The following is a 15,283-nucleotide window of genomic DNA, read 5'->3' as shown; positions in this document are numbered from 1 at the left end:
CGCATTAGACTTTTCAACATTATTTGCAAAGAGGAAGGGTGTAAATATTAGCAAATGTTTTCTAATAATAAGTATTTATTAAAACAATTGGTAAAAAGAGATGTGTTATTACGGTATAAGGGATCAGCATTAGGAATGTTGTGGTCTTTTGTTATTCCGATACTAATGCTAGTAGTATATACATTTGTTTTCAGTGTAGTATTTGAGGCTCGATGGAATGTTCAATCAGATAATCATTTACAATTCGCATTAATAATTTTTAGTGGTATGACGATTTTTAATTTCTTCTCGGAAGCTATTAATAGATCCCCTAGTTTGATGGTTAACAACAGTAACTACGTTAAAAAGGTGATTTTCCCTTTACACTTATTACCACTTTCGACAGTGCTTTCTGCATTTGTTCATATGATAATTAGTTTTGTCATCCTTTTAGCTGGAGTTGCGGTATTAGGTGATGGAGTGCATCTATCTCTTCTGTATACACCAATTGTTCTAGTTCCTATATTTTTATTTACACTGGGAGTAAGCTGGATTTTGGCATCTTTAGGTACTTACATTAGAGATATAAGTTATTTAATTAATGTATTAACTAGTGCACTTATGTTTCTGAGTCCAATCTTTTACCCGATTGATTCTGTACCAGAAGATTTAAGAGTTTTATATTATATAAACCCTGTGAGTTATACAGTTGAGGATATGCGTAGTATTGTGATATGGGGAACAGCGCCCAATTTTCAATGGTTGTTGATTGGATCAGCGATTGGTGCCGTAGTTTCTTTAATTGGTTACTATTGGTTTAATAAAACGAGGAGTGGTTTTGCTGATGTTTTATGAAAATGTTATATCTTTAAAGAATATCACTAAGGTATATAAAATGTACAATAAGCCACAAGACAGACTTAAACAATTTCTATATAGAAAAAAACGCGATTTTTTCAGGGAATTTAGGGCTCTTACGGATGTTTCATTTGAGGTTTCAAAGGGAATCACCTTGGGAATAGTCGGGAAAAATGGATCGGGGAAAAGCACTTTATTACAAATAATTGCTGGTACAGTAAGTGCCACAGAAGGGGAAGTAAATATAAAAGGAAGGATTGCTGCTTTACTTGAGCTCGGAAGTGGTTTTAATCCTGAATTTACTGGTAGGGAAAATGTTTACCTCAATGGGAGTATCATGGGGCTGTCAGAGAGAGAAATTAATGATAGGATGACTCAAATTGAGGAATTTGCTGAAATTGGTGATTTTATTGATCAGCCAGTAAAGTCTTATTCTTCTGGCATGTTTGTTAGACTTGCCTTTGCTTGTGCGGTAAATGTCGATCCAGATATATTAATAGTAGATGAGGCACTGGCAGTGGGAGATATGCAGTTCCAACTAAAATGTATTGATAAAATGAAAGAATTTAAAAAGCAAGGAAAGACCATTATATTTGTAAGTCATGATACGTATTCAATCAAAAATTTTTGTGATGAAGTTATTTGGATGAAGGAAGGGTCCATTTATAGACGTGGTAATGTACAGGTGGTTACAAATGAATATGAAAACTATATGAAGGATAAGGATTCTATAAAAATAAAAGAACATAAAGATGAAGGCATAGAAAAAAACGTTCTTGAAATAAATACAGTCCGATTTAAAAATAATGACGGAATAATAAAACATACATTTGATATGCAAGAGTTGATTTCTGTTGAAATTGACTATGTTCTAAAGAAAGATATGCCAGGTCTTGTAGGTGGAGTAGCTATTATAGATCAACGTGACACCTACGTTTGCGGTATTAATACTAAACTTGATAAATATGAACTGCCGAGTTCACCCGGGTACTACAAGCTTGTTTGTAATTACACTAATTTACGTTTACTTCCTGGCACCTATCATATAGATATTGGGTTCTTTGAAAGTTCAGGATTAGTTAGACTCGATTACAAGACTAAATTTGGTTCTTTCGACGTGATTTCTAATGTTTATAACGCAGAGGGAATATTTCTGTTAGAACACAATTGGAGCGTAGGGAGGACTTCAAATGAAATATGATCTAAACGTGGATTTGACTTCTAATACTTCACATTCACTTATTCTAAGTAGAATTCAACCATGTACTAGAGTATTAGAATTTGGGTCTGCTACAGGGTATATGACTAAGTATATGAAAGAAAAGCTTAATTGTGAAGTAGTATGTATTGAAATAGATTCCGAGGCTGCACAAAAAGCTAGCAAATATGCAGAACAGATGATTTTAGCTGATATAGATACACTGAGTTGGCAGGAAAAGATCAAGGGACAGAAATTTGACTATATATTGTTTGCGGATGTATTGGAGCATCTGCGTAGACCTGATGCTGTCTTGATTACTGCAACTAGTTTTTTGAATGAGGATGGGTACGTAATGACATCCATACCTAATATTTCACACAATTCAATTATTATGGAACTGCTGGAAGGTAAATTTAATTACCAAAAAGAAGGACTTCTAGATGACACGCATATCCACTTTTTTACAAGGAAGAGTGTTTTATCACTTTTAAAAGATGTTGGTTTAGAACCAGTGGAATGGTTGACAACTATGAGAACCCCTGAAACTACTGAATTTAAACAAAATTACAACAATTTCCCGCTAGCTGTTCAAAGTTTACTTAAAAATAGGATTGATGGGGATGTATACCAATTTGTAACTGTGTCAAAAAAATGTTCAACAGAATGGGATTTATCCAGGTATGATCAAATACAGCACGAGAATTATTTAGATGGTGACTATTGTCAACTTTATTGGAGAGCAGAAGGAAATTTTAGTGAAATTTGTTCAGCACTCTTGCCAGTAGATTTTAATAAAGGGTTTTCAACTTACAGGTTTGAAATCCCTAATGGAAACTGGAACTCATTGAGATTTGATCCAGCCAATACTCTAGTATATGGTGAAATAAAAAATATCAGACTTATGAGTGTAAATGAAAATGAAGTCAGTAAAAAGAGAGAAATTTCGCTTGAAGATTTATTGTCAATAAGTGAAATTATTACTTTGGACAAGCAGAAGTATAAATTTATATCACTAGATAATGACCCGCAGATTTTATTAAAGGATTTAAACTTAGAGATTAACAATAGATATTACTTGGAATTAGAAATGAGACTTGAAAATAATATCCCTAACATAATTAAAGAATTATTAACTTTTAATGATCAAATACAAGAGCTTCATATGGTAGAGAAAACTGAAAACGAACAACTTAAGAAAGTAATTATGGATAACGAACTTCAATTTAAAGAACAACTCCAACTTTATAGAAATAAGATACAAGAATTGGAATACAATATCTCGGAGATGGCTAGCGAAATCAGTGGATATGAAGCTAAAGTATTTCAAGTAGATAGTGAATTGAAGAGTACTCAAGAAAAACTAGACAATTTAAAAAGAGAAAGGGAGGCTATTTATTCCTCCTACTCTTGGCGTATAACATCACCTTTTAGAGCTTTGGCAAACAAAATTAGAGCAAGAAAAGAGGAGTAATTTTTTGTGAGTAGGATAAAGAAATGCGATATCGTAATTCCTGTATATAATGCGCTAGATGAACTTAAAGAGTGTGTAGAATCTCTAATTAAACATACAGACTTGAATAATAATCGGATTGTTATTATTAATGATTGTAGTCCAGATAAGAATGTAAGTGTATATTTGAATAATCTGAATAACCTTAGTGGAGATAGTATTATTGTTCTAAACAATACTTCTAATTTAGGGTTTGTTGGAACTGTTAATAGAGGCATGAGTTATTCTGATTCGGATGTGGTTCTACTTAATAGTGATACGATTGTTACTGATTCTTGGTTGAAAAAGATGCAAAATGTTGCTTACTCTGATCAAACGATTGCTACAGTAACCCCCTTAACGAATAATGGTAGTATATGTTCTGTTCCAGTATTCTTGGAGGACAATGAAATACCCGAAGGATACTCAATTGATTCCTTTGCACGATTTATTGAGAAAATTTCGATGAAATATTTTATGGAAATACCAACAGCAGTTGGTTTTTGTATGTACATTAAAAGAAACGTGATTAATGAGGTTGGTCTATTTGATGATAAAACGTTTGGTAAGGGCTACGCGGAGGAGAATGATTTTTGTTGCAGGGTCATAGAACATGGTTATAAAAATGTGCTAGATGATCACACTTTTATATATCATAAAGGTTCTATGTCATTTCAAGGAGAGAAGCTTGAACTACTTAAAAAAAACTTGAAAATATTAAATGATAGATATCCATATTATGAGAGGAATGTCCACGATTTCATTGTGAATAATCCTTTGAAACCAATACATGACAATATAAACATTAGAAAAGATCTTCATAAATATTTTCAAGAAAACGGGAATGTTTTATTTGTTTTACATAATTTCTTTGATGAACCATACAATCACCCTGTTGGGGGGACTGAGTATCATGTAAAGGATATTGTAATGGGGTTAAAAGGATATTATGCATTTGTCATCGTAACAAATGGATATGAAATTGTGATGAAACAGTATTTTGATGGAGAATTTATTGCAAAATATCACTTTCCCTTTCATAATCAACTTACTTTACAGCACTTTCATCATAAGGAATATAGTGAAATAATTGAAAATATTATTAAATCTTTTGATATTACATTAGTGCATATCCATCATCTACAAAAACATAGTTTCGATGTCCCATACATTGCAAAAAAACATGATTTAAAAGTTCTATTCACATTGCATGATTATTATTTGATATGTCCAAGAGTAAATTTGTTGGACGAGAATAATAATTACTGTCTCAGTATGAGATCCCAGCAAAAATGTTCAGCATGCTTGCGTAGTTCGCATGGGTTTCATACAGTATTTATAAACAAGTGGAAACAAGAAGTTGAGAAAATGTTGCCATATATCGATCTTTATATTACTCCTTCCCACTTTACTGAAAATCTTTTTAAGGATGAGTATCCGGTTATTACTGACCGAATCATGACTATACAACATGGGAGTTCTAATGGATCCACCCCAAATCGAAACGATAGGGCTGATGAACGGAAAGAGTGGAATATTGGGTTCCTCGGAGGGCTTTCCCCTAATAAAGGTAGTGATTTGATTTATAGACTAATCACTAATTTTCCTAAGAAGAGTATTAATTGGCATTTAATTGGAGGGCTTGGTGATCAGAGACTTAATCTAATAAATCAAGAAAATGTGATAAAGCATGGAGAATATAAACGTGAGGAACTAAGTGGGATTTTGGACGAATTAGAATTAGACTTGATTTGTTTACTTTCACCTTGGCCAGAAACGTTTTCTTATACATTGTCTGAGGCGTGGGCTCACAATATTCCAGTTTTAGTTACTCCTATGGGGGCTTTAAAAGAAAGAGTTATTGAAGTTGGTGGTGGTTGGATAGCTGATTCAATGGAACTAGATGGTATTATATCGAAGTTAAATCAAATTGTGGGAAATTATAACGATGAGTTTATGGAAGTTAAAACGAGAATAAGCAAACATAGATTTGAAAACAAACAAGAGATGGTTGAGAAGTATCTAGATATTTATAGTCGATATTCCATGAAAGTTAATTTTAATGTCGAAGGTGGTTTTCTGAATCGTGATATTATGCTTGCCTTAAAATACTATCTTCCAGATACTAATTTTACATCTTCAGGAGAATATTCGAATCAAGTTCAACAACTCCAAAATGAACTGCAAAAAATGAGATCAACAATTGGATGGAAAGTTCTAAATAAATTGAGGAATTCAGACAGTATGGCGCTTAGATTTGGTAAAAAAGTAATATATCTTTATCTCAGATTCAAAAAAAGACAATTCAATTAAGGTCTATAAATGGCCACCTAGTACTTGATTAACTAATAAAAGGTGAGATTATATTTAATGAAGGAAAACAAGATATCAACTATTGAACAAGTATATAATCAAAAGGATAATTTTTTTGATTTTCTTCGTTTTGTACTGGCCATTGCTGTGATATTTTCTCACTCTTTTATATTGCTTAAGGGTCAAAGTAATGGTGAGGATCCACTTGCAAGTATTTCAAATAATCAGATTTCTATCGGAACATTGGCTGTGAACTGTTTCTTCGTAGTGAGTGGCTTCTTAATAATGCAGAGTTTAACCTTAAATAATTCCTACATCAAGTTTGGGCTCACATAGTTGTGCCTATTAGTAACATCATTTTAAATCGTATGTGGACCTTTTAAACTATTTCAAATTACGGAGGGCTTTTATGAAAGGTATTATTCTAGCGGGAGGCACAGGTTCACGGTTGTATCCATTAACAAAAGTAACAAACAAACATCTTCTCCCGGTTGGGAAATATCCAATGATTTTTCATGCCGTTTATAAACTTAAACAGGCTGATATTCAAGATATTCTAATTGTAACTGGAAAAGAACATATGGGTGAAGTCGTTAACTTGCTCGGAAGTGGAAGTGATATGGGTGTTACCTTTACGTATAAAGTTCAGGATGAAGCAGGCGGGATCGCTCAAGCTTTAGATCTTGCTGAAAGCTTTGTTGGAATTGATCAAATGGTTGTTATTCTAGGAGACAATGTTTTTGAAGATAATCTATCGCAGTTCGTTCAGAATTTTAAAGAGCAGCAGCATGGAGCAAAAATTCTTATTCAACAAGTAGAAGATCCTAAACGCTTTGGTGTGCCAGAGCTTCAAGGGGATCAAATTATCTCTATAGAAGAGAAACCATCTCTTCCTAAATCTGATTATGCTGTTACAGGTATTTATATGTTTGATCATCATGTGTTTGACATTGTAAAAACTTTGAAGCCTTCTGCACGCGGAGAACTTGAGATCACGGATGTGAATAATGCATACATTGCAAGGGGTGAGCTCACGTATGATATTTTGAGCGGGTGGTGGACTGATGCGGGAACACATGCTTCGTTGGCAAAGGCTAATGAGTTAGCACATAATGTAGTATTCACTGAAGAGTTTGGCAAACTCAAAGTATAGGAGGTATTAAAATGATTGTTACTCCTTTATCATTATACGGGGCTTCTATTATTGAACCAAAGGTCCACGGTGACAGCCGTGGCTTCTTTATGGAAAGTTACAACGATTCGCTATTTAACCAACATGGCATTACCTATAGCTTCATTCAAGACAATCAATCTTTATCTGCCGAACCGGGTGTCCTACGGGGTCTACATTATCAGCTCAACCCAAAAGCTCAAACCAAACTCATACGTGTCCTGACAGGTGCTATTTACGATGTCATCGTAGATATTAGAAAAAGCTCCCCTACCTTTGGTCAGTGGATGGGCGTCATCTTAAGCGAGTATAACTATCGTCAGCTACTTGTGCCTAAAGGTTTTGCCCATGGTTTTTGTACACTGGTGCCCAATACCCAGGTTCTCTACAAAGTGGACGAATATTATTCCCCCGAAAATGACCGCGGCATATTATGGAATGATCCGGCTTTGGGAATCGATTGGCCAACGTCGAATCCGATTCTATCGGATAAAGACCAGCAGCACCCGCTGCTAAAAGACGCAGAGATGAATTTTGACTAGGGGGCAGTAAGTATGAAACTTCTTGTTACCGGCGGTGCCGGCTTTATCGGCAGCAACTTTATTCTATATATGATGCAGCAGCATCCGTATTATCAGATTGTGAATATGGATGCTCTTACCTATGCAGGTAATCTGGAAAACTTGAAATCGATTGAGAATCAGCCAAACTACTCATTCGTGCGGGCAGATATTGCTGATAAACAAGCGGTAGATGCTATTTTCCAGCAGGGTATCGACGTGGTGGTTAATTTCGCCGCAGAGTCACACGTGGATCGCAGTATTCTGGAACCGGAGATTTTCGTGAACACTAATGTCCTGGGTACACAAGTACTTCTGGATGCAGCCAAGAAATATGGCGTAACGAAGTTTGTCCAAGTATCGACGGATGAAGTGTACGGTTCTCTGGGGGATACGGGGCTATTCTCTGAAACCACGCCACTTGCTCCTAACAGTCCTTATTCAGCCAGCAAGGCAGGTGGGGACTTGCTCATAAGAGCTTATCATGAGACTTTTGGTCTCCCGGTCAACATTACCCGCTGCTCGAATAATTACGGTCCATACCAATTCCCTGAGAAGCTGATTCCCCTTATTATTTCTCGGGCACTAAATGACGAATCCTTGCCTATTTATGGGGATGGTTTGAATATACGGGACTGGCTGTATGTTGAGGATCATTGCAGTGCGATCGATCTTGTTATCCATCAAGGGAAGTTAGGCGAGGTTTATAATATCGGTGGCAACAATGAGCGGACCAATCTGCATATTGTGCAAACCATCCTGAAGGAGCTTGGCAAACCCGAGTCGCTGATTACTTACGTGGCAGACCGTCCTGGCCATGATCGCCGATATGGCATTGATCCTACAAAAATCACGAATGAGCTCGGCTGGAAGCCAAAGCATAATTTCGAGACAGGCATTAAGGAAACGATTCAATGGTATTTGAGCCATAAGGATTGGTGGACTCGCATCCAGTCCGGGGCTTACAGGGATTATATGACCCGGCAGTACGGCAAGCGATTGGGTGAAGTTGAATGAAGGTACTCGTAACTGGGGCAAATGGTCAATTGGGGCAGGATGTAACAGATGTTCTTGTTGAAGCTGGGTATCAGGTTATCGGCTGCGGAAGAGCAGAACTGGATATTACGAACATGGAGCAATGCGGACAGGTTATTTCTTCTCATAATCCGGATTTCGTCATCCATTGTGCTGCTTATACCGCAGTGGATGCAGCCGAAAGCGATACGGATGGTGCGTATCTTGTGAATGCAATAGGTACGAGAAATATCGCAGTAGCCGCCGAAAAAATCGGTGCCACCGTAGTCTTTATCGGCACAGATTATGTTTTTAATGGTACTAGTGAGACGGCCTATGTTGAATATGACGACACCGACCCGCAAACGATTTATGGCCGCTCCAAGCTGGCAGGCGAGCAAATGATTCGGGACTTCTGCTCCAAGTGGTTTATCGTGAGAACATCTTGGGTATTTGGGCTTCACGGGAATAATTTTGTAAAAACGATGCTTCGTCTAGGACAAGAAAAACCGCTGTTAAAGGTGGTTAACGACCAAAAAGGTTCGCCCACCTACACGGTAGATCTGGCGCAGTTCTTGTTAAACCTCATCTCCACTCAAAAATACGGTTTATATCATGCCTCCAACCGTGGTTCTTGTACGTGGTATGAATTTACCGTGGCCATTTTTAAAGAAGCCCATGAGCAATTGGGACTAGCGATAACAGCTGAGCTGCAACCTTGCACGACGGCAGAGTTTCCACGACCCGCTCCACGTCCGGCCAATTCTACAATGGATCACATGGCTATCCGTCTAAACCAATTAGAGGATTTACCACATTGGCGTGAAGGGTTGAAGCAGTTTATGCTGGATATGAAACAGCACCCTGAACTATACTTGAAGTGAATACAGCAAATGTAGGCCTGATCTGTATGATCAGGCCTTATGTTATATATTTAGGAGTTATTTGGAGGTTACAAAAAGAATGAAACAGGTTCAGGTGCTGCTGTCTACTTATAATGGGGAGCATTATATATCCGGCCAGCTACAAAGTATTTTAAAGCAAAGTTATCCTCATATCTCCGTTCTTGTACGTGATGATGGATCATCTGATCAAACGGTAGCATTATTAAAGGAATATGCTAAAGCTCATACTGACCGAATCAAAGTGATCGTTGGAAGTAATATAGGGGTTGTTTCCAGTTTTTTTGAGTTGGTTCAGCAATCCGACCCCCATGCAGATTATTACTGTTTCTGCGATCAGGATGATGTATGGATGGAGCAGAAAATTGAGCGTGCTGTAAGTGTGTTAAGTTCTCAAGCGGATCATATTCCTGCTATGGTTTTCACATCAACGGAGCTGACAGATAAAGATTTGAATTCTCTCGGTACTTGGCCCAAGGCCCCTTCGAAGCAACCTTCATTTTACAATGCTTTAGTGCAAAATATTGCTGTTGGAGCAACCATTACGATAAATATGGCGGCGAGAGATAAATTTGTTAAAGGGTACGAGGTCGATAATAGTAAAATCATTATGCATGATTGGTGGTTTTACTTATTGGTATCCGGATTCGGCAATGTAATATATGATAATCGTCCTTCGATACTGTATCGCCAGCATGAAAGTAATGTTGTAGGTGGAAGTAACTCTTTATTCGATAAACTAAAACAGAAATATCGCAGTTATGTAAAACATAAGGGGAGGCATCTTCTTGTCTTACAAGCAAGAGAGTTTTATCGAGTGTATGGTCATTTTCTGGACGACAAGAAGAGAGAGCAACTTGAACTTTTCATTGCGCCTAGACAACAACTTAGTGCAAGAATCTATTTTCTTCAAAGATCGATACTCTATCGTCAATCGATCCTAGAGCAGTCACTCTTTCGATTTTTAATTCTTGTGGGCTATATATAAAGAGTCATCGATAACTAGATTTTAGTAAATAAAGTTCTTTATTCCTGCCCGCCCTGCGTCTTTGTGCTATAATGTCGATAGATTACTATATTTGTCAGGAGACGTTATGCAATGGATTTAAGCATTTTAATCGTGAACTACAATACCTGTCAGCTAACGGTGGATTGTTTGCGATCCGTGTTTGCATCGGAGACGGAATATACATATGAAGTGATTCTGATAGATAACAACTCGAAGGACGAGTCCGTTCAGACCATCCGAGAGTTATTCCCACAGGTCAAGCTGATCGAGAACACGGAGAATACAGGCTTTGCCAAAGCCAACAATCAAGGGATGGAAGTGGCGGAAGGTCGCTATACGCTGTTACTAAATTCCGACACGATTATCCAGCAGGATACGATCGAGACGATGGTCGCTTTTATGGACTATAATCCGATCATAGGTGCTTCTGGCTGTAAAATCGTCCTTCCGGACGGTTCGCTGGATAAGGCCTGCAAAAGAGGGTTCCCGACGCCTTTAGCGTCCTTCTACTATGCTTTTGGGCTCAGCAAGCTGTTCCCGAACAAACCGGAGTTCAACCAGTATCAGCTGGGATATTTGAATCCGGACGTAGAGTATCCGGTGGATTGTTTGGTTGGTGCGTTTATGCTGGTACGTCGCGAGACAATCGAGCAGGTAGGCGCACTGGACGAAACGTTCTTTATGTATGGGGAAGACATCGACTGGTGTTATCGCATAAAACAAGCGGGATGGGGGATTCACTATTATCCTCGGACGACGATTATCCATTATAAAGGGGGCAGCGCCCAGCGCAGGCCGTTCAAAATCATTTATGAGTTTCATCGGGCGATGATTCTTTTTCATCGGAAGCATTACCGGCAGAAATACAACATATTCGTTAATGGAGTCGTCTATACGGGCGTTGGTTTAAAATTGCTCCTGTCCCTGCTCACGAACTGGCTTAAGCCCATTCGTCCAGCAACCATCACGCAATCTTCAGGTGGAGTGGAGGTGAAATCATGATCCGCCAGAATCAGGGCTTTCTGACCAAATTGTATATGTTGACCGACTTCGCCTTTATCCAGTTGGCGTTTCTGCTCGCTTGGTGGGTGAAATTCGAGAGCGGTTGGTTTCCGTACGAAAAACCGCTGCCCATCGAATCTTACGGGATGTGGAGCTTGATATACGGCGCGGTTGCCGTGGTTGTCGGCATCATGATTTCTTTATACTCCCCCAAGCGGAAAAAGCGTTTTGCTGACGAGTTTATGAAGATCTTCCAGATGCATTTCATCGGGATGTTCATTCTCCTCAGTATTATGTTTTTTGTTAAAGAGGTGAATATCTCCCGTTGGTATCTCGCCATCTACATGATTCTCAATGTAGCATTCATTATCCTATATCGTTATTTTCTCAAGAAATCCCTCAAGCGTTTTCGGGAAAAAGGCTACAACCGCCAATTCGTGCTCATCGTGGGTGCAGGGTCGCTGGGCAAGCGCTTCTTCAAAAATCTGAAGCAGTACCCGGAGCTTGGATATGAAGTCATCGGTTTCCTGGATGATTACCAGCAGTGGGACGACATTGAGGCGAGACGGCTTAAACCCATTTTGGGTTCGGTCAGCGATCTACATAAGGTGTTAAACGAAAAGCTCGTGGACGAGGTCGTGCTGGCACTTCCGCTAAATGCGCACCACAAATACCCGGAGATCATTGCTGCTTGTGAAAAAGCAGGTGTCCGAACGCTGATTATCCCGGACTTTTTCGATTACCTCCCGGCACGGCCGGTGTTTGATAACTTTGCGGGTATGCCGATGATCAACGTGCGTGATATTCCGCTGGACCATGTGGCAAACCGGCTGTTCAAGCGAGCGTTTGATATCGTATTTTCTTTGGTGGCGATTATCCTTACCCTGCCGGTTATGATCGGGATTTACCTCGGTGTCCGATTAACCTCCCGGGGACCTGTTATTTTCAAACAGGAACGGGTGGGGCTGAATCGCAGGAACTTTTATATGTATAAATTCCGTTCGATGAAGCCGCTGCCGGAAGGGGTGCCGGATACCGGCTGGACCGTAGAGAACGATCCGCGCCGCACCCAATTCGGTTCGTTTCTCCGGAAAACCAGTCTGGATGAGCTGCCGCAGTTCTTCAATGTCCTGTTCGGACATATGAGCGTGGTGGGCCCAAGACCGGAGCGACCTTATTATGTTGAACAGTTCAAAGAGGAAATTCCGAAGTACATGGTGAAACATCACGTGCGCCCGGGCATCACGGGATGGGCGCAGAGCAATGGTCTGCGCGGGGACACTTCGATTGAGGAGCGGATCAAGCACGATATTTTCTACATCGAGAATTGGTCCATTCTGTTTGACATCAAAATCATTCTGCGAACGATCCGTAACGGATTCAAGAACGCTTATTAATTTTATGCTATAATTTATAGAAAAACTGAGAATAACAATAGTTTGTTAACTTAGCCGAGGAGAGTATATGAAATTTCTGAAAATTGCACTTTCTTTTATATGTATAATCCAGCTACTAGGCTGTGATGCAAAATCTGATAATCGCTCGACTTTCTATATTACTCCTGTTATAGAGGGTGTCAATTTATGTGAAGAGTCAATTAATCATGAGCCGTCATTTGAGACAGCAAAAGAAGCTATGGATTGGTGTATTAGTCAGGGATATAACGCTGCCTCACTTCTTAACGAAGCTCTTGAAAAATTAGAACCAGGTGGTGCATCTGGAGAAGTACAAGTTGGGTATGAACTTCCCATATTCCTACTCAGTCTTTACGAAAAGTCTGGTGAAGAATGGAGAATTAATGAAAAAAAAGTTGATTCATACTTGGATTTGATAAAAAATATTAATCGTCCTGTAGTTGTGTATCTCATGGCTAATCATTTTGATACTGAAGGGCCCTTGCCTAAAGAACTTTCGAAAAATCCTGATAACTTAATGTTACTTAAAAACGGGGACACACCGAATGATGAATATTATGGGAACTCTGTAGTGCCTTTTACATTACTGACAGATGAATCAATTCCTGTTAACCATTATCGCTTTAATGCACTTCGCCATATAGGCAATCAAATAGCTGAGTTGCCGACTGAAGTAAGAAGTCGGATTGTAGGAATAACGATGGCAGGAGAAACGCATCATTTATATCCGGATTTCACTAATGGAGCGGGAGCAACAGATAACTTTCTAGTTACGGATTATAGCACACGTTCTATTGATGGATTTCAAAGGTGGTTAGAAGATAAATACGGAGATATTAGTAAACTAAATAATGAATATAGTAGTGTGTATGGAGATTTTCAAGAAATATATCCTCCTAGTAAGAATATACATAAAGAAAAAATGAATTCTTTTACTGAACATTTTGATCAATATGCAGCTGGTACGATGCCTATATCCGGATGGTTATGGGATCCAACATCAATTGTTGAAGAATTAGAGATATATATAGATGGTGAGAAATTTGGGGATGTTGAACATGGTCTTCATCGATTAGATGTATACCGAGAAGTTAAAGAGATAACTAGTCCTAATGTCGGATTTCGATATGACTTAGATTACCGTGGTTTATCTCCTGGTCAACATGATGCACAGGTAGTTGTAAAATCAAGAAAAGAATCGTATCTCATTGCTCAAGTTAGATTTGTAGTTGTGGATAGAAATCAGGAGCTTACACCTGATGTTTCTTTGCATTTTAATAGCCAAAATAATTTTAAAAATGCTGAATTATTGAATATAAAGTATTGGTTGGATCAACCAACTCCGCTCACTGCTTTATATTACAATCCATTAGCGAGAGATTGGAATGAATATAGAGAACATCAAGTGCTGGATTTTTTGAATTACTTTTGGAAGGTCGCTAATGAGTCAGGGTTACCTAGAGATAAATTGTTTTCGCACCAGATTAGCTCACGGATTAATTCCTCTTGGAACTATCAATTGTTTATGGAGGCTAAGTCTGTCGGTAAGGAATTGCCATATAAGCTTGGCATCAATCTTTATGGTGGTGCAACAAACAGTGATGCAATAAGGAGATTTCTTGAAGAAAGAGAAACAACTGAATATGGAGTACCTGAGTACCACATACAACAGTGGAAGTTACCAAATGTGGCCTTGGACTCACTAGAAGCTCAATTTAATGACGGGGCAACATTTATCAGTCCTTATTACATATCAATTATCCCAGATTCGTTAAAACCCCAAGAGAGCGATACGCTACAAAGATTTAACATTAGAGCTGATAATAAATTGGAAGGGTCAAATCAATTATTCCAAGCGATAATTGAATTTGCTAAGCATTAATTGAGTAGAATGAAAATATAAATAAATCTGCATTAAATTCTTGGGTCCTCAACTGGTATTAATCCCCTCATGTCAGACAGTGAAAAAAGAGATCATTTAATGAACTCAACATTGTCGACCGGAGGGGATTTTGTTATGCCCGGGAATATATTGAAGAAACAAAGAAGGAGCCGGTTCGCTATGAATAGATCAGGGTTGGGCTACAATTGAATCATGGAAAAATGCGAAGTCAGAAGTGAGAGTCAAATCATCACACGGGTACGTAAAAGCCATAATGGAGAGAGTTTTGAGAACAACCGAGGGATTTGAACCAACTTAAGTATGCAGAAGTGGAAGATGCCTGCCTGAAAGCGCAAGTGGACTTCCAAATGCTTAATTGAAAATTTCAGTGGGAGGGAAAGGTAGATACAGCAGTGAGCCGACTGGGATGTCGATTTAAAAGCATATATCTTGGAGATTTATCGGAGGATATCTCTATTTTGGTTATA

At 38.5% G+C, this 15,283-nt stretch carries 13 protein-coding genes; all 13 read left to right on the top strand.

Annotation, left to right across the window (positions count from 1 at the left end; translation table 11 throughout):
* Nucleotides 1-54: 54 nt before the first annotated feature.
* On the top strand, nucleotides 55-834 hold the full coding sequence (locus PLA01S_RS26580) for an ABC transporter permease (RefSeq protein ID WP_164817524.1): 780 nt from the start codon (nucleotides 55-57) through the stop codon (nucleotides 832-834).
* Nucleotides 824-2,038 carry an ABC transporter ATP-binding protein gene (locus tag PLA01S_RS26575; RefSeq protein ID WP_127594771.1) on the top strand — a complete coding sequence of 405 codons (1,215 nt, stop codon included), beginning with the start codon at nucleotides 824-826 and terminating at the stop codon, nucleotides 2,036-2,038. Before PLA01S_RS26580 ends, PLA01S_RS26575 begins: the two co-directional genes overlap by 11 nt.
* A complete protein-coding gene (locus PLA01S_RS26570; RefSeq protein WP_127594770.1) occupies nucleotides 2,028-3,509 on the top strand; it encodes a class I SAM-dependent methyltransferase in 1,482 nt (493 codons plus the stop codon). The genes PLA01S_RS26575 and PLA01S_RS26570 overlap by 11 nt, the downstream gene beginning before the upstream one ends.
* A gap of 6 nt (nucleotides 3,510-3,515) precedes the next feature.
* On the top strand, nucleotides 3,516-5,840 hold the full coding sequence (locus PLA01S_RS26565; protein ID WP_246059866.1) for a glycosyltransferase: 2,325 nt from the start codon (nucleotides 3,516-3,518) through the stop codon (nucleotides 5,838-5,840).
* A 57-nt stretch (nucleotides 5,841-5,897) separates the two neighbouring features.
* Entirely contained in the window at nucleotides 5,898-6,176 is a 279-nt protein-coding gene (locus PLA01S_RS33095; protein ID WP_127594769.1) for an acyltransferase family protein, read from the top strand.
* A 73-nt stretch (nucleotides 6,177-6,249) separates the two neighbouring features.
* On the top strand, nucleotides 6,250-6,993 hold the full coding sequence (locus PLA01S_RS26555) for a sugar phosphate nucleotidyltransferase (RefSeq protein WP_127594768.1): 744 nt from the start codon (nucleotides 6,250-6,252) through the stop codon (nucleotides 6,991-6,993).
* Nucleotides 6,994-7,004: 11 nt separating this feature from the next.
* Entirely contained in the window at nucleotides 7,005-7,553 is a 549-nt protein-coding gene (gene rfbC / locus PLA01S_RS26550) for a dTDP-4-dehydrorhamnose 3,5-epimerase (RefSeq protein ID WP_127594767.1), read from the top strand.
* Nucleotides 7,554-7,565: 12 nt separating this feature from the next.
* Nucleotides 7,566-8,588 (top strand): dTDP-glucose 4,6-dehydratase, encoded by a 1,023-nt coding sequence (rfbB, locus tag PLA01S_RS26545; protein ID WP_127594766.1) that lies wholly within the window; start codon nucleotides 7,566-7,568, stop codon nucleotides 8,586-8,588.
* A complete protein-coding gene (gene rfbD / locus PLA01S_RS26540; protein ID WP_127594765.1) occupies nucleotides 8,585-9,469 on the top strand; it encodes a dTDP-4-dehydrorhamnose reductase in 885 nt (294 codons plus the stop codon). Before rfbB ends, rfbD begins: the two co-directional genes overlap by 4 nt.
* A 79-nt stretch (nucleotides 9,470-9,548) precedes the next feature.
* Nucleotides 9,549-10,475, top strand: coding sequence for a glycosyltransferase family 2 protein (locus PLA01S_RS26535; RefSeq protein WP_127594764.1), 927 nt, complete (start codon nucleotides 9,549-9,551; stop codon nucleotides 10,473-10,475).
* A gap of 111 nt (nucleotides 10,476-10,586) precedes the next feature.
* The gene (locus tag PLA01S_RS26530; RefSeq protein WP_127594763.1) at nucleotides 10,587-11,498 is read left to right on the top strand and encodes a glycosyltransferase family 2 protein; all 912 of its coding nucleotides are present in this window, start codon (nucleotides 10,587-10,589) and stop codon (nucleotides 11,496-11,498) included.
* On the top strand, nucleotides 11,495-12,895 hold the full coding sequence (locus PLA01S_RS26525) for an undecaprenyl-phosphate glucose phosphotransferase (RefSeq protein WP_127594762.1): 1,401 nt from the start codon (nucleotides 11,495-11,497) through the stop codon (nucleotides 12,893-12,895). Before PLA01S_RS26530 ends, PLA01S_RS26525 begins: the two co-directional genes overlap by 4 nt.
* A 67-nt stretch (nucleotides 12,896-12,962) precedes the next feature.
* Nucleotides 12,963-14,795, top strand: coding sequence for a beta-galactosidase (locus tag PLA01S_RS26520; protein WP_127594761.1), 1,833 nt, complete (start codon nucleotides 12,963-12,965; stop codon nucleotides 14,793-14,795).
* Nucleotides 14,796-15,283 lie beyond the last annotated feature (488 nt).

The organism is Paenibacillus lautus NBRC 15380, from assembly GCF_004000945.1.
GTDB lineage: Bacteria > Bacillota > Bacilli > Paenibacillales > Paenibacillaceae > Paenibacillus_AQ > Paenibacillus_AQ lautus.
The sequence above is the reverse complement of the archived record's forward strand: the minus strand, read 5'-3'. Positions and strand labels throughout refer to the sequence as shown.